A 19,468-nucleotide genomic window follows, 5' to 3' on the forward strand; every position below is an offset into this window, starting at 1 on the left:
GAACCCGACACGGCCCGTCGCTCGTTGTCCTCACGGGGACGGCGAAAGGTGGTCGGCGAGCATGAAGTTCGCGAACGGTATGAAGACGTTCGGCCTGATGGTCGGCATGTCGGCGCTCATCGTGTTCATCGGATCGTTGTTCCAGAACTCGACCGTGCTGATCGTCGCGGTGCTCCTGGCCGTCGGCATGAACGGCTACGCCTACTTCAACAGCGACAAGCTGGCGCTGCGCTCGATGCACGCCCAGCCGATCACCGAGGTCGAGTACCCGCAGATCTACGCGATGGTGCGGGAACTCGCCACGGCCGCCCACCAGCCGATGCCGCGGCTCTTCATCAGCCCCACCAATGCGCCCAACGCGTTCGCGACCGGGCGGAACCCGCGCACCGCGGCGGTGTGCGTCACCAGCGGCATCCTCGGCCTGCTCGACCAGCGCGAGCTCCGGGCCGTGCTGGGGCACGAGCTCAGCCACGTCTACAACCGCGACATCCTCATCTCCTCCGTCGCGGGTGCCATGGCGGCCGTCGTGTCCGGCCTGGCGAACTTCGCGTTCTTCGCCAACGCCTTCGGCGGACGCGGCAACGGTCAGGGCGCCAACCCGCTGGCGCTGCTGCTGGTGTCGATGCTGGGTCCGATCGCGGCGTCGTTGGTCAAGCTGGCCGTGTCGCGCTCACGGGAGTTCCAGGCCGATCAGTCCGGCGCCGAGCTCACCGGTGATCCGCTGGCGCTGGCGTCGGCGCTGCGCAAGTTGCAGTACGGCACGCAGCAGGCGCCGCTGCCGCCGGATCCGAAGCTCACCGCGCAGTCGCACCTGATGATCGCCAACCCGTTCCGTATGGGCGACCGCGCGGGCAAGCTCTTCTCGACGCACCCGCCGATGGAGGAGCGGATCGCGCGGCTCGAGAGGATGGCCGGGCCGTATCGGTGAGTCGGTGGTGACCGGTGGTGACCGGTAGTTACCGGTAGTTGACGAACTGCAGGGCGATGCCGAAGTCCTCGCCCTTGAGCAGGGAGATGACGGCCTGCAGGTCGTCGCGCTTCTTGCTCGACACCCGCAGTTCCTCGCCCTGCACCTGCGCCTTGACCCCCTTGGGGCCCTCGTCGCGGATCTTCTTCGAGATCTTCTTGGCGTTCTCGGTGGAGATGCCCTGCACGAGGGTGCCGGTGATCTTGTAGGTCTTGCCGGACTGCACGGGCTCGCCGGCGTCGAACGCCTTGAGCGAGATGTCGCGGCGGATCAGCTTCTCCTGGAACACCTCGAGCGCGGCCTTCACCCGCTCCTCGGCCTCGGCGGTGAGCACGATCGACTCCTCGCCGGACCAGTCGATGCTCGCGCCGGTGCCGCGGAAGTCGTAGCGGGTCGACAGTTCCTTACCGGCCTGGTTCAGCGCGTTGTCGACCTCCTGACGGTCGACCTTGCTGACGACGTCGAACGACGAATCGGCCATGAGTTTCTCTCCCTCTTCCGCGCTGATCGGGGGCTGATCGGGGGCTGATCGGGTCTCAGCCCGTCGGTCGCGCCCTCGTTCGACCGTATCGGACCGCGGTCTGGGCAGGCGGTTTGGCATTCGGGGGTGCGGTCGTTGTAGTCTCGTCGTCGCACCGAGAGCGGAACACCGCCCTCGGATCGCACCCGGCAGATTGCCCGAGCGGCCAATGGGAGCGGACTGTAAATCCGTCGGCTTATGCCTACGTAGGTTCGAATCCTACATCTGCCACCCCGGCCCGGCCCCGGCGAGCACCAGCTCGTCGGGGCCGAGTCGTAGGACGGGTCGGATCGCACTCGCACCGGGCCCGACCAGCCGATTTGGCGGGTCGACCGGGGCTTGTGTACTGTCTGTCGAGGCTTCGACGCGTGCGAGAGCAAGCGCCGAACCTGCCCCCTTAGCTCAGTCGGTAGAGCGTTTCCATGGTAAGGAAAAGGTCAACGGTTCGATTCCGTTAGGGGGCTCGCGGGACCGTGCGCCGGCCGGCGTCCGGCACCGAGGCGGTGTAGCTCAGTCGGTAGAGCAAACGACTCATAATCGTTGTGTCGCCGGTTCAAGTCCGGCCATCGCTACTCGACTCGAAGGACTTCGCGGCCGCTGCGCGGCGAGGTCCGATCCGTGACCGACGCAGCGCCCGTATCGCGCTCTACCCGAAAGCAGGCATCGACGTGGCCTCCTCCACCGACGTTCGGCCCAAGATCACCTTGGCGTGCGAGGTGTGCAAGCACCGGAACTACATCACCAAGAAGAACCGGCGCAACGATCCCGATCGCCTCGAGATCAAGAAGTTCTGCCCCAACTGCGGAACCCACCGGGCGCACCGCGAATCTCGCTGATTCCTCCACGCCAGCGCTGTCCTCGCCCGTCGGGCGGGGGCAGCGCTGTCGTGCGTTCAGACACTCGTCCGTCAGGGGGGACCTCGTCATGACCGACACGGCAACGCCCGTCGCCGTCGATCCGGCCGCTCACACCGCGTCGATGGTGGGCCACCACTACCGCATGCCCGATCACTACGAGATCGGACGCGAGAAGGTGCGTGAGTACGCCCGCGCCGTGCAGAACCTGCACCCCGCGCACCTCTCGGAGGACGCGGCGCAGGAGTTGGGCTACGACCATCTCGTCGCGCCCGCGACCTTCGTCTCGGTCATCGGCATCATCGCGCAGAAGGCCATGTTCGACGAGGTCATCACGGGGTACGACCTCTCGCAGATCATGCAGGCCGATCAGCGCCTGGAGTTCCACCGGCCCATCGTCGCCGGCGACCGCCTGACGGTCGACGTCTACCTCGAGTCGTTCCGCCAGATGGGCGGCAGCGACATCATCGTGACCAAGAACATCGTCACCGACGCGGACGATCACGACGTGATGACCACGGTGACGACGTTGGTCGCCAAGACCGGCGGCGGTGCCGACACCGAGGCGCTGGCCATGGCGAAGGGAGTGATGCGCAGTGAGTGACGAGCGATCCGGAACGGTCGTGTCCGGCCGCAAGCGGTTCGACGACGTGGTGGTCGGACAGGACCTGCCGGAGAAGACCTACGAGCTCACGCGCGGCGACCTGGTCAACTACTCCGGGGTGTCCGGTGACCCGAACCCCATCCACTGGTCCGACCCGGTGGCGCGGTCGCTCGCGGGCCTGCCCGAGGTGGTCGCGCACGGCATGCTCACCATGGGCCTCGGCGCCGGGTACGTCACCGACTGGTCCGGCGACCCGGGTGCCATCACCGAGTACAACGTGCGCTTCACCTCGCCGGTCCTGGTGAAGGAGACCGAGCCGGCCAAGGTCGACTTCACGGGCAAGGTCAAGTCCGTCGACGCGGAGAACCGGACCGCCGTCGTCGCCATCACGGCGAAGTTCGAGGGCAAGAAGATCTTCGGGCGCGCGACGGCCACCGTGCGGCTCGGTTAGGGACGATTTCGTTCCCGTTCACGCGGTGCAGTACACTCGTGCTTCGGGGTCGTGCGGCGCTGCGCGCTGTCCGTCTCCGGCTGCGATCGCCTCGGGCGATCGAAGGGGCGTAGCTCAATTGGTAGAGCAACGGTCTCCAAAACCGTAGGTTGCAGGTTCAAGTCCTGTCGCCCCTGCCACGACCGGCCGGTCTTCTCCGAGTCACCCGATCCGGAGGTGTTCGATCCGGCGGGTCGGCCACCGTCCTCGCCCGTGTGGGCGCGGCGGACCGAACGCGACCGAGAGGAACCACGTGAGCGATCAGCGCGAGCCGCGCGACAGCGCCGCCTCCTCCGACGCGTCCGCCGCTGCCGACGGATCGGCCGCCGCAGAGGGATCGGCCGCATCGGCACGGCCCACCGGTAAGCGCGCCGCACGTCGTCCGCGGGACACCGGGACCACCGCAGGGTCCAGTGCAGGATCCGCAGCGTCGACCAGCGGATCGACCACCGCCGGCAAGTCGGTCGCCACGGCGTCGCGCGTCCCCGGCCGCCAGCGCGCCGAGGCGACGCCGAAGCAGAACATCTTCAAGCGACTGCGCAAGTTCCTCCGCGAGGTCGTTGCCGAGCTGCGCAAGGTCATCTGGCCGAACCGCAAGCAGATGGTCACCTACACCGCCGTGGTGTTGGTGTTCGTGACGTTCATGGTGGCCTACATCAGTGGGCTGGACCTGGCGTTCATCCGAGGGGTCCAGTGGCTGTTCGGCTGACGCCGACGTACGCGCCCACCCCGACACGACAGAACGAAAACAGGAAGCGAGTGCCTTTCGTGAGCACGCCCCATAACGACGCCACCGACGTGGCCGCCTACGACGCTCAGGTCGAGGCCACCGAGCAGGGCCTCGAAGCGGAGCAGGCCGCAGAGGACCGCGCGACCGACGAGGCCATCGCGGCCGACGTCGCCGCCGCGACTGGTGACGTCGCCGCCGCGACCGGTGACGACGCCGCCGTATCCGACGACGCCGCTGTCTCCGACGACGCCGTCTCCGACGAGACCCCGATCGACGCCGAGCCGGTCGACCCGGTCGCCGAGCTCAAGGCGGCGCTGCGTCGGGCTCCCGGTGACTGGTACGTCATCCACTCGTACGCCGGTTACGAGAACAAGGTGAAGGCCAACCTCGAGACCCGCGTCCAGAACCTCGACGTCGGCGACTACATCTTCCAGGTGGAAGTGCCCACCGAAGAGGTCACCGAGATCAAGAACGGCCAGCGCAAGCAGGTCAACCGCAAGGTGCTGCCGGGCTACATCCTGGTGCGCATGGAGCTCAACGACGAGTCGTGGGGCGCCGTGCGCAACACGCCCGGTGTCACCGGCTTCGTCGGCGCGACCTCGCGCCCGTCGCCGCTGACGGTCAACGAGGTCGTCAAGTTCCTCATGCCGCAGGAGGACAAGAAGAAGGCCTCCGCAGCGCCGGCCGCCGGTGGCGACACCGCGGGCGAGACCGCGGCCAAGCCGATCATCGAGGTCGACTTCGAGGTGGGCGAGTCGGTCACCGTCATGGACGGCCCGTTCGCGACGCTGCCCGCCTCGATCAGCGAGGTCAACGCGGAGCAGCAGAAGCTCAAGGTGCTGGTGTCGATCTTCGGTCGCGAGACGCCCGTGGAGCTCGGCTTCACGCAGGTCGCCAAGATCTAGCTCGCTCCACCCCCCACTACTTGCAGGCAGTACCGCAAGACATCCGAGAACCACGCAACAACCGAGGAAATACAGATGCCCCCCAAGAAGAAGAAGCTGGCCGGGATCATCAAGCTTCAGATCCAGGCCGGCCAGGCCAACCCGGCGCCGCCCGTGGGCCCCGCCCTCGGTCAGCACGGCGTCAACATCATGGAGTTCTGCAAGGCGTACAACGCGGCGACCGAGTCGCAGCGTGGCAACGTCGTGCCGGTGGAGATCTCGGTCTACGAGGACCGGACCTTCGACTTCAAGTTGAAGACCCCGCCTGCCGCCAAGCTGCTGCTCAAGGCAGCCGGCGTCGCCAAGGGTTCGGGCGAGCCGCACAAGACCAAGGTCGCCACGGTGACCATGGATCAGGTGCGCGAGATCGCCAAGACCAAGCAGGAAGACCTCAACGCCAACGACATCGATCAGGCCGCGAAGATCATCGCCGGCACTGCTCGCTCGATGGGCATCACGGTCCAGGGCTGATCACACCCCAGCACTTCTCGTGGGAGAGCCGGCCAGGCTCGTCACCACACTCCGAACGAACGAACGGATTCACCATGGCAAAGCGCAGCAAGGCCTACGAGGCCGCCGCAGCGAAGATCGATTCCGACCAGCTCTACTCGCCGCTCGCGGCGGCGAAGCTGGCCAAGGACACCGCGTCGAGCAAGTTCGACGCCACCGTCGAGGTCGCCGTACGCCTCGGTGTCGACCCCCGCAAGGCGGACCAGATGGTCCGCGGCACGGTCAACCTGCCCCACGGCACCGGTAAGACCGCCCGCGTCATCGTCTTCGCCGCCGGCGCGAAGGCCGACGAGGCCGCCGCAGCCGGTGCCGACGAGGTCGGAGCCGAGGACCTGATCGAGCGCATCCAGGGCGGATGGCTCGAGTTCGACGCCGCGATCGCCACCCCCGATCAGATGGCCAAGGTCGGCCGCATCGCCCGCGTTCTCGGACCGCGTGGCCTGATGCCGAACCCGAAGACGGGCACCGTCACCACGGACGTGACCAAGGCCGTCAACGACATCAAGGGCGGCAAGATCAACTTCCGCGTCGACAAGCAGGCCAACCTGCACTTCGTCATCGGCAAGGCGTCGTTCGACGACGCCAAGCTGGTGGAGAACTACGGCGCGGCGCTCGACGAGATCCTGCGTGCGAAGCCGTCGTCGGCCAAGGGCCGGTACGTCAAGAAGGTCACGGTCTCGACCACCACCGGACCGGGCATCCCGGTGGACCCGAACCGGACCCGCAACCTCCTCGAGGACGACGCGACCGCCTGATCCGCGTAGACAGCCGAAGGCCGGTACCCCCGTGTGGGGTGCCGGCCTTCGTCGTGTCCGGACCTGCGCCGGTGCACACGACCGCCCCGATCCGACGGGATCCCGTCGTTCGGAGCGAGTCGTGTGCCGTCAGGCAGGTCGGGCGCGCGCGATGACGTCGGTGATGGCGCCGATGACGTCGTCGAGCAGTTGGTTGGGGATGTCGTGACCCATCCCGTCGAGCAGCGTGAGTCGAGCACCGGGGATCGCCTTGGCGACGGCCTTGCCGCACATCGGCGGGACCAGCGGGTCGGCGGTGCCGTGGATCACGGCGGTGGGCGCGGTGATGCGGCGGGTGTAGTCCAGCAGGCTGCCGGTGCCGGTGATGGCCGCGAACTGCCGGACGATGCCGGCGGGGTGGTAGCTGCGGTCGTAGGCGGCGGTGGCGTCGGCGATGCGCTCCTCCCACGTGGTGGCGTACTGCTTGCCGCCGATGGTCTGGAACGTCGTCGCCTGGTGCTCGATGATCTGCTCGCGGGTGGCGTTCTTCGGCGGCGGCTTGAGCAGCGGCGCGAGCGCGCGCAGGTCCGGCGGACGCAGGAACGGCTGGTTGGTGCTGGAGAAGACGATGGTGACGGAGTCGAACCGCTCGGGGTGCGCACCGGCGGCGACCTGGGTGATCATGCCGCCCATCGAGGCGCCGACGATGTGCGCGCGGTCGATCCCCAGGTGATCCATGAGCCCGATCGTGTCGTCGGCCATGTCGACGATCGTGTACGGCACCGAGCTCGGCTGTCCCAGCTCGTGGCGCAGCAGGCGCAGCAGAACGTTGCCGGTCACCCGCGCGCCGGTCATCTTGGTGGACAGGCCGATGTCGCGGTTGTCGAACCGAATGACGCGGTGGCCGGCGTCGAGCAAACGGCGGCAGAACGGCATCGACCACGTCAGCAGCTGACACCCGAGACCCATGACGAGCAGGACCGGCGGCGCGTCGACGTCGCCCATGTCCTCGTACGCGATCTCGACGCCCCGACCGACGGGGGCGGTGCCCCGGCGGATCTCGAGGTCGGAGTCGGCTTCCCGTGCGTCTCGGTCGTGCTGGTCCGCGCGTGCCTCGTGCATGTGTCCTCCTACCAGCCGGGCTCACCGAGCACCGGCAGCGTGACGAAACTGGGGTTCGACGGATCGACGACGACGTCCTGGGCGCGCCAGCGGGTACGCAGGCGGTCCGGCAGGATCGGGACGTAGCGCGGCGCGTCGGCGGCGAACAGGTCGATCCGGAGGCGGTGGCCGGGGTGCAGCACCGCCTCGGTCGAGAGTAGTTCGATGTCGAGCACGGTGACCTCGCCGGGAACCACGGGCAGCAGCGATTCGCGCGTCAGCGGGTGGTGCGCGACGAGGTAGTCGCCGTCGTCGGTCCGCACGCTCTTGTCGTCGTCGATCGCCCGCCGGGTCGCGAGGAGCGCACCGTTGGTGAGCACCGTCGACCGCCCGTCGGGGTCGACGTCGCACACCATCACCGCCCAGAACGCCTCGCGCGCGAACGCGACCGTGGTGACGTGCAGATTCGCGGGCCCGGAGAGCACCACCGAGGCCCGGCAGGGCGGCGTGGTGAACGTGAGGGCGTCCCGCTCGGCGAAGCGGTTGTCGTAGGTGAAGCCGCCGCCGAGCACCGCGGGCACCCCGGCGAGCACCTGCGTCGTGTCGCGGGAGATCGTGGCGCGCCAGCCCGGCGCCACGCGCAGCGACGCGGAGCGGAACGGCGGCTCGGAGGTCAAGGAGCCGTCCGTGCGGGCGTGCCCGGCGGTGCCCGACGTGTCGGCGGTCAGATACAGCCGGCGGGGGGCGGCCTTGGGGGCGGGGAAGCGGCCGTGGGCGCTCCACCCGCCGCCCTGCTGCCGGAGCGTGACGGGCCCGTAGCGGTCGATGCCGTTGTCGACGCCGCGCAGCCACCGGTCGAACCAGGCGCGTTCGAGCACGTCGAGACGCGGTGGGAAGCCGGGTTCGCCGAAGCCGATGCCGGGATTGCCGTGGTAGCCGTCGCCGACCAGCAGTTGCTTGCGACCGCGCTCGAGGGTGAGCCGGTTGTACATGTCGGGGGCCGCGCCGCCGAAGATGTCGTGCCAGCACCCGTACAGGAACGTCGGGACGTCGATCGTCTCGATGGTGGGGTCGATGGTGTCGAAGCTCGGGTCGTCGTAGATACGCGGGTCGGACCCGGTGAGGAAGCCGCGCACGAGGTTCCCGACGTTCGTGGCCGGGCTGCGGAGCCGGTCCACCAGCCAGCGGGGAATGCCGGTCCCGAGGTGTGGGGTGGGCGCCCACTTCAGCGCGTTCACCGTGGCCAGCCACAGCGGGATGAACACCGACGGCGCCCCGCCGGTCGCGAAGATCTCGCGGACGATGTCCTCGGAGCCCTCCACTGCGAACACCGCGTCGGGTCCGTCCGGTGATCCCGCCGCCTGCAGCGAGTTGATCGCGGAGTACGAGATGCCGGCCATGCCGACGTGCCCGTCGCACCAGTCCTGCGACCGGACCCAGCGCAGCACGTCGAGGGTGTCGAGCTGCTCGCGCGGCCCCAGGGTGTCCCACACACCGGCCGATTGGCCGGTACCACGGGCGTCGACGATGACCTGGACGTACCCGCTGCGCACCAGGTGGCGGTTGATCGTCAGGAGATCGGCGGCCCCACCGGCGATCACCCGCGTGATCTCGGTGACGCCCTCGAGCGGGGTGCCGGACAGGTCGATCGACGCGGACACCGAGCGCAGGGTCCGGCCCAGCACCGGGGCCTCGAGCAGCCGGTCGATCACGTCGAGCAGCAGCGAGTTGTACGGGGTGACGTTGAGAACGACGGGGAAGCGGTACGACGCCGGTCGGCCGTCGTCGTCGGCGGGGGAGATCACCACGGCGCGCAGCACGGTTCCGTCGCTCACCGGAATCGGCACGGCGCGGCGGATGTGGACGCCGGGGAACTCGGGAGTCGACTCCACCAGGGCGGCCGAGCGCGCCCGGACGCACCAGTGGGTGCGCGGCGGCGGCCGTGCTGTCGACGGAGGTCATGATGGACGAGTCAACCTCGAGGGCGGTGCGCACGTCGTCGCAACGCGCGAACGTCGTCGCCGCGGACAGCCGCGACGACGCCGTTCGTGGGCAGGTGCCACGAACGGCGCGGTCGTCGGTGGTGTCGATCGGGGTGGGCCGGTCTACTTGCCGCCCTCGGGCGTGCCCTCGCTGTCGCTGAAGAAGGCCCACTCGCCGTCGTGTTCGACCTCGAGGCGCCAGCCGAGCTCGGCGTCGTCGGACTTGCTCTCCTTGAACCAGCTGTGGGCGTCGGTCGAGTTGGCGATCTCCTTGGTGGCGACGACGGAACCGGTGGGGTCGAGTACGCGATAGTTGGCCATGGTGGACTCTGTTCCCGAAGTCGGTCCTCGGTAACCCGTTTTGCGTTCGCGGCTCGCCACCGCCTACACTCGACCGGTCTGCGCAAGCAGCCACATGCTTCACCCGTTCCACCCAAGACCGTTGGTCGTCGCGCCCGTACGGGGCGTGATCGAAGGTCCGACCCCTCGCGAGTCGGCGGCCCACGCAGGAGGATCGAGGCCCGAGCAGCGTGTCGACGTCGTACCGACGTCCTCCGCTCACCGTCGTGCGCCCCGAACGCTTCTGCGTCCGGGGCGTTTCTCGTGTCCGGGCCGGCTTCGCCTCTCGCCGAGGGATCGACACGAGAGCGAAAGAGAGGAGGCGAAGTATGGCGAAAGCAGAGAAGGTCACCGCGGTGTCGGAGATCTCGGAGCAGTTCAAGGGCGCGACGGCGGCCGTGGTCACGGAATACCGTGGCCTGTCGGTCACTCGTCTGACCGAACTGCGTCGGGCGCTCGGTGCCGGGGCCACGTACTCCGTCGCCAAGAACACCCTGGTCAAGCGGGCCGCTGCGGATGCGGGCATCGAGGGTCTCGACGATCTGTTCGTCGGACCGACGGCGATCGCGTTCATCGAGGGCGAGCCCGTCGACGCCGCCAAGGCGATCAAGCAGTTCGCCAAGGACAACAAGGCGCTCGTGATCAAGGGCGGCTACATGGACGGCCGCGCGCTGTCCGTGGACGAGGTCAACCGCATCGCGGACCTCGAGTCGCGTGAGGTTCTGCTGGCCAAGCTGGCCGGCGCGATGAAGGGCAACCTGTCGAAGGCTGCCGGACTGTTCAACGCTCCCGCCTCGCAGGTCGCGCGTCTCGCGGCTGCGCTGCAGGAGAAGAAGGCCGCAGAATCGGGCGCCTCGGCAGATGCTGCCGCGGAGCCGGAAGCCGCAGCCGCCGAGTAGCTGATCCGCAAGGACTGCAGCACCACCTGTGCGGGTTCGCCCGCACGCCACCACCCTGTCCCCGGATCGGCGACAGCAACTTCCCGCCGCTCACGGCGGCGGGCATCACGGAAGGACGCCCCCATGGCGAAGCTCAGCACCGAAGAATTGCTCGACCAGTTCAAGGAGCTCACCCTCCTCGAGCTCAGCGAGTTCGTGAAGGCATTCGAGGAGACCTTCGAGGTCACCGCCGCTGCCCCGGTCGCCGTTGCCGCTGCCGGTGCCCCGGCTGCCGGTGGCGCCGAGGCTGCCGAGGAGCAGGACGAGTTCGACGTCGTCCTCGACTCGGCCGGCGACAAGAAGATCCAGGTCATCAAGGTCGTCCGCGAGGTCGTCTCCGGCCTGGGCCTGAAGGAAGCCAAGGACCTCGTCGAGAGCGCCCCGAAGGCGATCCTGGAGAAGGTCGACAAGGCTGCCGCCGACGCCGCCAAGGAGAAGCTCGAGGCTGCCGGCGCGAAGATCTCCCTCAAGTGATCTGAGTTCCCGCGAACCGACAGCGGCCGCATCCCTTCCGGGGTGCGGCCGCTGTCGTCGTTCGGGGGGGGCAGGCCGGGGTCAGGCCAGGGAGAACGCCTCGCCGCGGTGGTACGCGGCCAACGACGCCTCGGTCTCCCGGATCGACGGCGGGTGGAAGGCGAAGGCCGACACCACCGACTGCAGGTACGCCACGTCCGGGTCGGTGATGAACGCGATGCCGCCGAGCGCGGTCACGGCGGCGTCGGCGGCGCGGCGCAGCGCGCCCCGCAGGGCGATGCGGCAGAACAGCAGCCGCGCGGAGACGTCGGCACCCGTCTCGCCGCGGTCGAGGGCCGCGGCGACGGCCTCCAGTGCCGCCATGGCGGACTCGAGTTCGGCGGCGGCCGTGGTGTAGACGCTGTCGCTCACCTTGGGGTGGCCCACGAGCCGGTCCACCAGGGCCGTCGCGGCGCCGACGTAGCCGGCGGAGGCGAGGATGCCGAACCACAGGAACCCGGTCAGCTCGTGCCGGCCGTCCGGATCGTCGAGCGCCCCGATCATCGTGAGCGCCACCGGGATTCGGACGTCCTCGAGCACCACCTCCTCGCTCTCGGCGCCCGCCAGGATCGGCGTGCTCCAGAACGGCCGCACCGACACCCCCGGCATGGTGGCCGGGATCAGGGCCACCGCCTTGCGGGTCTTCCCGCCCTTCTTCTCGCGGGTGGCGACGCTCGCGGCGAGGAAGTCCATGGACGCGGACAGGCTGCACGGCTTCTTGCTGCCGTTGATCACGTAGTCGCCGTCGTCGTAGTAGGCGTCGACGGACGGCACCAGAGTCGAGCCGACGCCCTCGGCGAACCCGGACGCGATCAGGGCCTTCTGCTCGATGAGCCCGGCGACGAGGGGGAGTTCCTCCTCCGGCCCGGCCTTCGCGATCTCGACGATCGTGGCCAGCGAGAGATGGTGCATGGTCACCGCCGCGGCCAACGACGGCGACGACGCGCCGAGGGCGCGGTGGATGCGCATCGCGTCGACGGCCGACGCGCCCAGTCCCCCGAGGGACTCGGGGGCGATGAGACCGCAACCGCCGGTGTCCTTGAAGACCGCGACGGCGTCGTGCCCGGGCGATTCGAGGACCGACAGCGGGGTCGCGTCGAGGTAGTCCGCGAGCGTCGGCAGATAGCGCCGCAGCGTGTCGCGCTCGAGGGAGGCGAGGCGGGGGGTGGTGGCGGGAGCAGCGGTGGGCCGTTCCTCGGCAGTCGTGGACACGGCGGTACCTTTCGTCGGGGTCGTCCGGTTCTGTCCCGGAAGGTGCTCTCCTGCGGTCGTTTCCGGGCGGAACGCACCGACCGCAGTATCGGCTCGTCGCCGCCGCCTGCCCGGGTCAACCGCACGACCCTGGTACTTCTCCAACCGAACGACCGACTGTTGACCACAGGTCACATCGGTTCCGTCGTGTTCCGGCACAACGACTTCCGTAGCCTGGAGGGGTAAGCGCAACAGTGGTTGAGGCCGGTGTGCCCGGTGCGGAACCGCGCCGGATCCCCCCCTCGGCCGCCCGTGCGCCGGCGGGCTCCGCCGGATCCTCCCACCGACCTGTTCGGGGTGACACATGAGTTCACAGGCTCTGCTCGACCGCATCCGCCACGACAAGCGCATCTGGGCGCACCGCGTGCTCACCAAGCACGATCAGAATCCGTTCTTCCGCGTGATGAAGTCGGTCAACGCACCGACGGTCGACGTCGAGGACCGCTCGGTGATCATGATGGGCTCCAACAACTATCTGGGCCTGGCCGATCATCCGGTGGTGCGCGCGGGCGCCGCGGCGGCACTCGAGCGCTACGGCGCCACCGTCACCGGCAGCCGGTTGCTGAACGGCACCATCACACTGCACACCGAGCTCGAGGAGGAGCTGGCCGACTGGCACGGCACCGATCAGGCCCTGGTGTTCACCACCGGGTACCAGGCCAACCTCGGCGGCATCAGTGCCCTCGTCGGCGTCGGGGACACCGTCGTGGTCGACTCGGCGGCCCACGCGTCGATCTACGACGCCTGCCGGCTCTCCCGCGCGACGGTTCGCGCGTTCCGCCACAACCGGGTGGATCTGTTGGAGGACAAGCTGAGTCGCTCCACGGGCGTCGTCCTCGTGGTCGTCGACGGGCTGTACTCGATGCACGGGGACCTGGCACCGCTCGACGAGATCGCCGCCGTGTGCGAGAAGTACGACGCCGCACTGTTCGTCGACGAGGCCCACAGCGTCGCCGTGATGGGCCCGGATCTCACCGGTGCGGCCGGATTGTTCGGCGCGACCGACGACATCGACGCCCGCATGGGGTGCCTGTCCAAGGGATTGGGATCGTCGGGTGGGTTCGTTGCCGGATCCAAGGACATCGTCGACGCCATGCGCGTGCACGCCCGCACGTTCCTGTTCACCACGGCCGGGGTGCCCGCCGCCCTCGGCGCCGCGCTCGCGGCGATCCGCCTGATGCGCACGGACGAGGGGGCCGAGCGCTCCCGGCGCACCCTCGCCAACGCGCGGTACCTGCACGACGGTCTGCGGGCCGCGGGGGTCGACGTCGGCGCGCCCAGCCCGCTGCCCGACGGGTCGGACCTGGTGTCCCCCATCGTCGCGGTGAACGTGCGGGACGATCTGAAGACGGTCAACACGTGGCGAACCCTCTGGGACGCCGGGGTGTTCGCCTCCGCGGCGATGTTCCCGGCGGTGCCGCACGACGGCGCGATCCTGCGTCTGTGCGTCCAGGCCGACCACACGACCGCGCACCTCGATCGGGTGATCGAGGAGGTCGGCAGGGTTCTCGGCGACGGGTCCGAGCACGCGGACCGGCAGGCGGCCCCGGACGAGGTCGGCGCGGCCCTCTCGAGCCCGGTTCCGGTGGGCGCGTGAGTCTCTCGGTCGAGCAGTGCACCGCGTACCCGTGTTCTGCGGCGCGGTTGCACGCCACCCTGACCGACGCCGAGTACTGGTCGGACCGGGTCCGTGATCTCGGCAGCGGCAGCAGGGTCGTGCGGCACGAGGTGACGTCGACGCTGACCGTCTCCGAGGTCGACCAGACGCTCGATCCCGCCGCGGTCCCGAAGAGTCTGCGCCGGCTCGTCGGCAGCACGATGTCCGCCCGGTGCCTCGAGCGATGGCAGCCGCTGCGTTCGGACGGCTCGGCCGTGGGGGACTACCGACTGGTGACGGCCGGCGTCCCCGTGATCCTGGCGGGGGACCTCGAGCTCCGGCCGACCGGAACGGATCGGTGCGCGTTGATCTTTCGCGGCACCGTCGAGGCCACCATGCCCGTCGTCGGGCCCGCGCTCGAGAAGATGATGGCCGGGGACGTCGAGCGCGGCTTCGAGGCCGAACGCGAGTTCACGATGCGGTGGCTCGTCGCGCAGGGGACGGTGCCGCCGACCGCGTCCGTGCAGTCACGACACGACTGATCGCCGCGAGGGCGCGGGCCTGGCCGTCGCCCGTCCGCATGCCGGCGCGCCGCGGCAGCCGGACAGTGCGGACGCGCGGGAGCCGGGTGGTCGTGTGGCCCTCCTCCGATCGGCGTACCGGCAGACGCACACCGCTGCGGGCCCGCAGCAGTCCGTCCGCCCCCGGCACGGCCGCGAGGCTGTCCCGACGCGATCCTCGGCGATGACGGACGACCACGACGTCGTCGGTCGGGAACTCCGCCGTCACCGCCCGCAGGGCCTCGCGCTCGGCCCGGCGGGACGTACGCCCCCGGCGGCCCGTGCTCAGTCCGTGACCGGGCAGATCGACCAGCACCGCGGTGGCGCCGAGGTCGGCGATCGCGCGGCCCAGCGCGGTGAGGTAGCGGGCGTGCAGCCCGCGCGGGGCGGGGAGCACCACGACGGTCGAGCCGTCGTCGGCCCGGTGGATCTCCACGTGCACCGCGCCGGTCGGGATGTCCACCCGGCGGTGCTCGCACCGGTCGAGCCCCGCGTCGAGGCGGCTCGTCAGATCGGCGACCGCCGGGTCGACGTCGCCCCAGGCCCGTACCCGCGCGGTGGCCGCCTGCAGTGCCGATTCGCAGACCACGTGCCGCTGGGGGGCGTGGTGGCGCGTGACCACGGGCCGCCCCGCGAGCAGAATCATCACGGCGGCGGCCTCGGCGGAGCTCATGGTCGGAGCCCACCCGGTGCGGCGCTCCAGCGCGGACGAGTCCACCGCGGCCTCACCGGAGGAGATCCAGTGGCTGGAGAACGGGAGCAGACGCAGCGCGTAGGCGACGTTCACCGCGGTGCGCAGCAGGCGGAGCGGGACGTTCAGGACCAGCTGGCCCTGCATCGCGCCCAGCTCGGCGACCGAGAGCCAGTCCCGCGGACCGAGGTTCCACGGCCCGTCGAGACGCTCGTGGACGGCACGGTGGAACGCGTCCGCCATGTCGTCCTGGTGCAGGAACTGGTAGTGCGAGCGTCGGGGATCGGGGAACGCGACCACCGGCTGGGTCAGGGTGTCGATGCCGTCGTTCGCGAAGTGGGACCCCACCACGTACGTCGGCCGCAGCAGCGCGATCGACATCTCGCCCGGGTGGCGTCGCAGCCACCACTCCACGAAGTGCTCCACCTCCGCCTTGTCGAAGAAGTAGTAGCGACTCGGATCCGCCGTCGGGAACTCGTCCTCCGTCACGGGCACGGGCAGGTCCTCGCGGCCGTAGGCGCTCACGCTCGACGCCACGACCATCGAGCGCACCCCGGCGCGGTGCGCGCACTCGACGGTGTTGCGGGTGCCCTCGATGTTGACCTCGTGGATGGCGGCCTTGTCGCGCTGCTCCTCCACGACGAACGCCAGGTGGATCACCACGTCGCACCCGGTGAAGATCGATTCCAGTTCGGGGGAGCGGATGTCGGCGGACACGTGCCGCAGCTTGGCGTGGTGGACGCGGGGGGCGCGGCGCCCGAGCCCGACCACCGCCGTGATCGCCGGGTCGTCCAGCAGCACCGGGAGCAGGGCGGCGGCGAAATCGCTCGTGGCGCCCGTGACGGCGACGGTCAGTCCGGTCATGCGTCCTCCGATGTGTCGCCCGTGCGCAGCACGCCGGTGGTGCGATGGGACCGCGGCAGGCCGACGGCCACCACCACCGCGCAGACGGCGACGGCCGCCGCGGCGACGTGGGACGCCGTCTGCGCGCCGTCCATCGCGGCCCGCTTCATGGTTTCCACCAACGCATCTCGCGCGGGCACGAGCAGGCTGGGGAGATCCTGCTGCTGCAGCTGCGTGACCGACAGGACGCTCGAGTCGACGTACTCGCGGTCCCGGTCGGACAGGACGGACGACGGAATCTCGGCGACCACGGGCCGAACGGTGGCGTTGTAGTAGGACGCGGTGATCGAGCCCAGCACGGCAACGCCGAGGGTGCCCCCGAGTTCGCGAGTGGTGTCGTTGACCGCGGAGCCGGCGCCCGCTTCGTCCATGGGCACCGCGGACATGATGGATTCCGTTGCCGGACCCTGGATCACGGCGATACCCACGGCGAGCACCACCATGGTGGGCAGCAGCAGGCCGACGTACGACGAGTCGACGTCGACCTGCCCGGCGAGCACCATCCCGATCGAGACGAGGAGCAGGCCGGCGACCACGACGGGCATGGTGCCGACGCGCTGCGCCACCGACGTGGCCAGCGGCGCGCTCACGGCCAGCGCGAGGGCGAACGGAATGGTGGCGACGCCGAACTCGAGGGCCGAGTAGCCCCGGACCCCTTGGAAGTACTGGGTGGTGAGGAAGACGTAGCCGAAGAGGGAGAAGTAGGCCACCGAGATCGCCAGGGCGGGCATGGCGAACGGCGGCAACCGGAACAGTCGCACGTCGAGAATCGGTGCGGCGGTGGTGAGTTGGCGTCGGACGAAGAGGACGAGCAGCACGGTGCCGAGGGCCGCGCCGCCGAGGGTGTGCGCGGTCCACCACCCGTGCGTGGGCGCCTCGATCACCGAGTACACCAGCGCCGTGATGCCCGCGAAGGACAGGACGACGCCGGGAACGTCCACCGGACCGGCCACGGGCGCACGGGATTCCGGCACCGCGACGACGATGCCCGCGACGGCGGCCAGGGCGATCGGCACGTTCAGCCAGAACACCGCGTGCCACGAGAAGTGTTCGACGACGTAGCCGCCCGACACCGGCCCGACGGCGATCGCGATGCCCGCCACCGACGCCCAGGTGCCGATCGCGACCGCACGCTGCGCCGGCTCGCGGAAGAGGTCGATGACGACCGCCAGCGTGGCGGGCAGGGCGGCGGCCGCGAAGACCCCCATCAGGGCGCGGGAGGTGATCAGCTGCGGCAGGCTGTCGGCCACCGCACCGATCACCGACGTCGCGGCCAGGCCGGTGACGCCGATGAGCAGCATGCGTCTGCGGCCGATGCGGTCGGTGAGGTTGCCGAACGCGAGCAGGAGGCCGCAGAACGTGAGGATGTAGGCGTCGACCACCCACTGCAGGCCGGTGAATCCCGCGCGCAGCTCCTCGCTGATGTCCGGCAGCGCGACGTTCACGACGGTGTTGTCGAGCACCACCAGGAGCTCGACGAAGCAGATGACGACGAAGGCGGCGGTGCGGCGTCGCGAGGACAGGTCGGCGGCGGAGGGCACGACGGCCGTCACCGGTCGGCCTCGGTGTGGGACGGCCCGCTGTGCGACGGTCCGGTGTGCGACCGCTCGGTGCGGTCCGGTGCCTCCGGCGCCAGCATGCCGGTGGTGCGGTGGTGCGCGGGGAATCTCAGGGCGACGACGACGGCGCAGACGAACACGGCGCCCGCCGCGACGTACGCCGCGATGGACGAGCCGCGCAGGGCGGCTTCCTTCATCTCCAGGATGAGTTGTGCGCGTTGGGGTTCGAAGAGGCTGGGCAGGTCGCGGGCGCGGATCTCCGAGACGCTGAGCACGCTGGCCTGCGCGTACGTCTTCTCGGTGTCGGTCATGATCGCGCTGGGGATCGCCTCGACCAGGGGCCGGACCGTGGAGACGTAGTAGCTGGCGACCAGGGAGCCGAGCACCGCGACCCCGAGCGTGCCGCCGATCTCGCGGGTCGTGTCGTTGACCGCGGCGCCGGCGCCCGCTTCGTCGAGGGGGAGCGAGGACATGATGGATTCCGTGGCCGGGCCCTGGATCACGGCGATGCCGACGGCCAGCAGAAGCATGGCGGGGAGGACGAGTCCGAGGTAGGAGCTGTCGATCTCCACCTGCGCGGCCACCACCAGGCCCGCCCCGATCGACACCAGCCCGGTGACGAGGACCGGCATGGTTCCCACCTTCTGCGCGACGACCGTGGCCGTCGGCGAGCTGATCGCGAGGGCGGCGGCGAACGGCAGGGTAGCGATGCCGAAGGCCAGCGGGCTGTACTCGCGAATACCCTGGAAGTACTGGGTGATGAGGAACAGGAAGCCGAAGAGGCTGAAGAAGCCCACGGCGATCGACACCGCCGGCCAGGCGAACGGCGCGATCCGGAACAACGAGACGTCCAGCACCGGGGCCGCAACGCGTCGTTCCCGACGGACGAAGGCCCACAGCAGCGCGGCCGCGACCACCGCACCGCCGAGGGTGGCGGGGGAAGTCCACCCGAAGTTGGGGGCCTCGATGACCACGAACACCAGGAGGGTCACCCCGGCCGTGGACAGGATCACGCCGGGCACGTCGAGCTTGCCCGGGTTCGCGGCGCGCGACTCCGGCACGATCAGCGCCACGAGCACCACGGCCACCAGGGCGATGGGCACGTTCAGCCAGAAGACCGAGTGCCAGGAGAAGTGCTCGAGCAGGAAGCCCCCCGAGACCGGTCCGATCGCGACGGCCACCCCCGCGATCGACGACCAGACGCCGATGGCGAGGGCGCGCTCCTTCGGGAGCGGGAAGAGGTTGGTGATGACGGCCAGCGTCGCCGGGAGCACCATGGCGGCGAAGACGCCCATGACGGCGCGGGAGGTCAGCACGTCGCCCAGTCCGTCCGCGGTCGCCCCCACGATCGACGACGCTCCGAGGCCGGTGAGGCCGACCAGCAGGAACAGCCGGCGGCCGTACCGGTCACCCAGGTTGCCGAACGCGAGCAGCAGGCCGGAGAACGTCAGCGTGTAGGCGTCGACCACCCACTGGAGTCCCGAGATGCCGGTGGCGAGCTGGACGCCGATCGACGGCAGCGCCACGTTGATGATCGTCATGTCCAACACGATCAGCAGCTCGGCGACGCAGATGACGGCGAAGGCGGCGAGTTGGCGGCGCCGGCTCGGGGCCGTCCGGGTCACGTCGGTCATCGATCCTCCGGTTTCCGCGCACGGGGTCGTGCGGGGGCTCACGGTAG

20 protein-coding genes and 4 tRNA genes are annotated in these 19,468 nt (G+C 69.8%); 16 read left to right on the forward strand and 8 right to left on the reverse strand.

Annotated features, from left to right (window positions below):
• Positions 1-61 precede the first annotated feature (61 nt).
• Positions 62-928, forward strand: a complete 867-nt coding sequence (htpX, locus tag HQ603_RS13685) for a zinc metalloprotease HtpX (protein WP_222685074.1) — start codon at positions 62-64, stop codon at positions 926-928.
• A 28-nt stretch (positions 929-956) separates the two neighbouring features.
• Here htpX and HQ603_RS13690 read toward each other — a convergent pair whose 3' ends face one another.
• Positions 957-1,448, reverse strand: a complete 492-nt coding sequence (locus HQ603_RS13690) for a YajQ family cyclic di-GMP-binding protein (RefSeq protein WP_222685075.1) — start codon at positions 1,446-1,448, stop codon at positions 957-959.
• A 187-nt stretch (positions 1,449-1,635) separates the two neighbouring features.
• Between HQ603_RS13690 and HQ603_RS13695 the strand changes: the two genes are divergently transcribed.
• The 11 genes from HQ603_RS13695 (at position 1,636) to rplA (ending at position 6,374) form a co-directional block, all read left to right on the forward strand.
• Positions 1,636-1,718, forward strand: a tRNA-Tyr gene (locus tag HQ603_RS13695).
• 160 nt (positions 1,719-1,878) lie between these two features.
• Positions 1,879-1,951, forward strand: a tRNA-Thr gene (locus tag HQ603_RS13700).
• Positions 1,952-1,986: 35 nt separating this feature from the next.
• A tRNA-Met gene (locus HQ603_RS13705) sits at positions 1,987-2,059 on the forward strand.
• Positions 2,060-2,155: 96 nt separating this feature from the next.
• Positions 2,156-2,323, forward strand: coding sequence for a 50S ribosomal protein L33 (gene rpmG, locus HQ603_RS13710; RefSeq protein ID WP_027504552.1), 168 nt, complete (start codon positions 2,156-2,158; stop codon positions 2,321-2,323).
• An 88-nt stretch (positions 2,324-2,411) separates the two neighbouring features.
• Positions 2,412-2,945 carry a (3R)-hydroxyacyl-ACP dehydratase subunit HadA gene (gene hadA, locus HQ603_RS13715; protein ID WP_222685076.1) on the forward strand — a complete coding sequence of 178 codons (534 nt, stop codon included), beginning with the start codon at positions 2,412-2,414 and terminating at the stop codon, positions 2,943-2,945.
• Positions 2,938-3,396 carry a (3R)-hydroxyacyl-ACP dehydratase subunit HadB gene (hadB, locus tag HQ603_RS13720; protein WP_308126527.1) on the forward strand — a complete coding sequence of 153 codons (459 nt, stop codon included), beginning with the start codon at positions 2,938-2,940 and terminating at the stop codon, positions 3,394-3,396. Before hadA ends, hadB begins: the two co-directional genes overlap by 8 nt.
• Before the next feature lie 103 nt (positions 3,397-3,499).
• Positions 3,500-3,575, forward strand: a tRNA-Trp gene (locus HQ603_RS13725).
• A gap of 113 nt (positions 3,576-3,688) precedes the next feature.
• The gene (gene secE, locus HQ603_RS13730; protein WP_222685077.1) at positions 3,689-4,144 is read left to right on the forward strand and encodes a preprotein translocase subunit SecE; all 456 of its coding nucleotides are present in this window, start codon (positions 3,689-3,691) and stop codon (positions 4,142-4,144) included.
• A gap of 59 nt (positions 4,145-4,203) precedes the next feature.
• Positions 4,204-5,070 (forward strand): transcription termination/antitermination protein NusG, encoded by an 867-nt coding sequence (nusG, locus tag HQ603_RS13735; protein ID WP_222685078.1) that lies wholly within the window; start codon positions 4,204-4,206, stop codon positions 5,068-5,070.
• Between the two features lie 75 nt (positions 5,071-5,145).
• A complete protein-coding gene (gene rplK, locus HQ603_RS13740; protein ID WP_068146024.1) occupies positions 5,146-5,580 on the forward strand; it encodes a 50S ribosomal protein L11 in 435 nt (144 codons plus the stop codon).
• Positions 5,581-5,654: 74 nt separating this feature from the next.
• The gene (gene rplA / locus HQ603_RS13745; RefSeq protein WP_068146027.1) at positions 5,655-6,374 is read left to right on the forward strand and encodes a 50S ribosomal protein L1; all 720 of its coding nucleotides are present in this window, start codon (positions 5,655-5,657) and stop codon (positions 6,372-6,374) included.
• A gap of 129 nt (positions 6,375-6,503) precedes the next feature.
• On the opposite strand, the gene HQ603_RS13750 is transcribed toward rplA, so the two are convergent.
• The 3 genes from HQ603_RS13750 to HQ603_RS13760 all read right to left on the reverse strand — a co-directional run bounded on the left by HQ603_RS13750 (position 6,504) and on the right by HQ603_RS13760 (position 9,757).
• A complete protein-coding gene (locus tag HQ603_RS13750) occupies positions 6,504-7,412 on the reverse strand; it encodes an alpha/beta fold hydrolase (RefSeq protein WP_308126533.1) in 909 nt (302 codons plus the stop codon).
• Positions 7,413-7,483: 71 nt separating this feature from the next.
• Positions 7,484-9,346, reverse strand: coding sequence for a CocE/NonD family hydrolase (locus HQ603_RS13755; RefSeq protein WP_308126528.1), 1,863 nt, complete (start codon positions 9,344-9,346; stop codon positions 7,484-7,486).
• A 213-nt stretch (positions 9,347-9,559) separates the two neighbouring features.
• Entirely contained in the window at positions 9,560-9,757 is a 198-nt protein-coding gene (locus HQ603_RS13760) for a hypothetical protein (protein ID WP_222685080.1), read from the reverse strand.
• Positions 9,758-10,104: 347 nt separating this feature from the next.
• On the opposite strand from HQ603_RS13760, the gene rplJ reads away from it, so the two are divergent.
• Together rplJ and rplL are read left to right on the forward strand one after the other, a co-directional pair.
• On the forward strand, positions 10,105-10,674 hold the full coding sequence (rplJ, locus tag HQ603_RS13765; RefSeq protein ID WP_222685081.1) for a 50S ribosomal protein L10: 570 nt from the start codon (positions 10,105-10,107) through the stop codon (positions 10,672-10,674).
• 123 nt (positions 10,675-10,797) lie between these two features.
• Entirely contained in the window at positions 10,798-11,187 is a 390-nt protein-coding gene (gene rplL, locus HQ603_RS13770; RefSeq protein WP_068099504.1) for a 50S ribosomal protein L7/L12, read from the forward strand.
• A gap of 81 nt (positions 11,188-11,268) precedes the next feature.
• On the opposite strand, the gene HQ603_RS13775 is transcribed toward rplL, so the two are convergent.
• On the reverse strand, positions 11,269-12,438 hold the full coding sequence (locus HQ603_RS13775) for an acyl-CoA dehydrogenase family protein (protein WP_308126529.1): 1,170 nt from the start codon (positions 12,436-12,438) through the stop codon (positions 11,269-11,271).
• Between the two features lie 343 nt (positions 12,439-12,781).
• Here HQ603_RS13775 and HQ603_RS13780 point away from each other — a divergent pair, with 343 nt between their 5' ends.
• Both HQ603_RS13780 and HQ603_RS13785 read left to right on the forward strand, forming a co-directional pair.
• Positions 12,782-14,074: an aminotransferase class I/II-fold pyridoxal phosphate-dependent enzyme gene (locus HQ603_RS13780; RefSeq protein ID WP_222685082.1), complete on the forward strand. Its 1,293-nt coding sequence runs from the start codon at positions 12,782-12,784 to the stop codon at positions 14,072-14,074.
• Positions 14,071-14,616, forward strand: a complete 546-nt coding sequence (locus tag HQ603_RS13785) for a DUF2505 domain-containing protein (protein ID WP_222685083.1) — start codon at positions 14,071-14,073, stop codon at positions 14,614-14,616. Before HQ603_RS13780 ends, HQ603_RS13785 begins: the two co-directional genes overlap by 4 nt.
• Here HQ603_RS13785 and HQ603_RS13790 read toward each other — a convergent pair.
• The 3 genes from HQ603_RS13790 to HQ603_RS13800 are packed head-to-tail and all read right to left on the reverse strand — an operon-like array spanning position 14,546 to position 19,421.
• Positions 14,546-16,189 carry an NAD-dependent epimerase/dehydratase family protein gene (locus tag HQ603_RS13790; RefSeq protein ID WP_222685084.1) on the reverse strand — a complete coding sequence of 548 codons (1,644 nt, stop codon included), beginning with the start codon at positions 16,187-16,189 and terminating at the stop codon, positions 14,546-14,548. The two genes, HQ603_RS13785 and HQ603_RS13790, sit on opposite strands and share 71 nt — an antisense overlap.
• Positions 16,186-17,781 (reverse strand): MFS transporter, encoded by a 1,596-nt coding sequence (locus HQ603_RS13795; RefSeq protein ID WP_308126530.1) that lies wholly within the window; start codon positions 17,779-17,781, stop codon positions 16,186-16,188. Before HQ603_RS13795 ends, HQ603_RS13790 begins: the two co-directional genes overlap by 4 nt.
• Positions 17,778-19,421, reverse strand: a complete 1,644-nt coding sequence (locus HQ603_RS13800; protein ID WP_222685085.1) for an MFS transporter — start codon at positions 19,419-19,421, stop codon at positions 17,778-17,780. Before HQ603_RS13800 ends, HQ603_RS13795 begins: the two co-directional genes overlap by 4 nt.
• Between the last annotated feature and the right edge of the window lie 47 nt (positions 19,422-19,468).

Origin of the sequence: Rhodococcoides corynebacterioides (assembly GCF_019834675.1) — a bacterium.
In the GTDB taxonomy this organism is placed as follows: domain Bacteria; phylum Actinomycetota; class Actinomycetes; order Mycobacteriales; family Mycobacteriaceae; genus Rhodococcoides; species Rhodococcoides corynebacterioides_A.

What these genes read in the sequence shown, in the direction of transcription:
- rplA (WP_068146027.1), top strand. Translation starts at nt 5,655, where the DNA reads ATGGCAAAGCGCAGCAAGGCCTACGAGGCCGCCGCAGCGAAGATCGAT.
- HQ603_RS13790 (WP_222685084.1), bottom strand. Translation starts at nt 16,189, where the DNA reads ATGACCGGACTGACCGTCGCCGTCACGGGCGCCACGAGCGATTTCGCC.
- rplJ (WP_222685081.1), top strand. Translation starts at nt 10,105, where the DNA reads ATGGCGAAAGCAGAGAAGGTCACCGCGGTGTCGGAGATCTCGGAGCAG.
- htpX (WP_222685074.1), top strand. Translation starts at nt 62, where the DNA reads ATGAAGTTCGCGAACGGTATGAAGACGTTCGGCCTGATGGTCGGCATG.
- HQ603_RS13690 (WP_222685075.1), bottom strand. Translation starts at nt 1,448, where the DNA reads ATGGCCGATTCGTCGTTCGACGTCGTCAGCAAGGTCGACCGTCAGGAG.
- rplK (WP_068146024.1), top strand. Translation starts at nt 5,146, where the DNA reads ATGCCCCCCAAGAAGAAGAAGCTGGCCGGGATCATCAAGCTTCAGATC.
- rplL (WP_068099504.1), top strand. Translation starts at nt 10,798, where the DNA reads ATGGCGAAGCTCAGCACCGAAGAATTGCTCGACCAGTTCAAGGAGCTC.
- HQ603_RS13760 (WP_222685080.1), bottom strand. Translation starts at nt 9,757, where the DNA reads ATGGCCAACTATCGCGTACTCGACCCCACCGGTTCCGTCGTCGCCACC.
- hadA (WP_222685076.1), top strand. Translation starts at nt 2,412, where the DNA reads ATGACCGACACGGCAACGCCCGTCGCCGTCGATCCGGCCGCTCACACC.
- HQ603_RS13800 (WP_222685085.1), bottom strand. Translation starts at nt 19,421, where the DNA reads ATGACCGACGTGACCCGGACGGCCCCGAGCCGGCGCCGCCAACTCGCC.
- HQ603_RS13780 (WP_222685082.1), top strand. Translation starts at nt 12,782, where the DNA reads ATGAGTTCACAGGCTCTGCTCGACCGCATCCGCCACGACAAGCGCATC.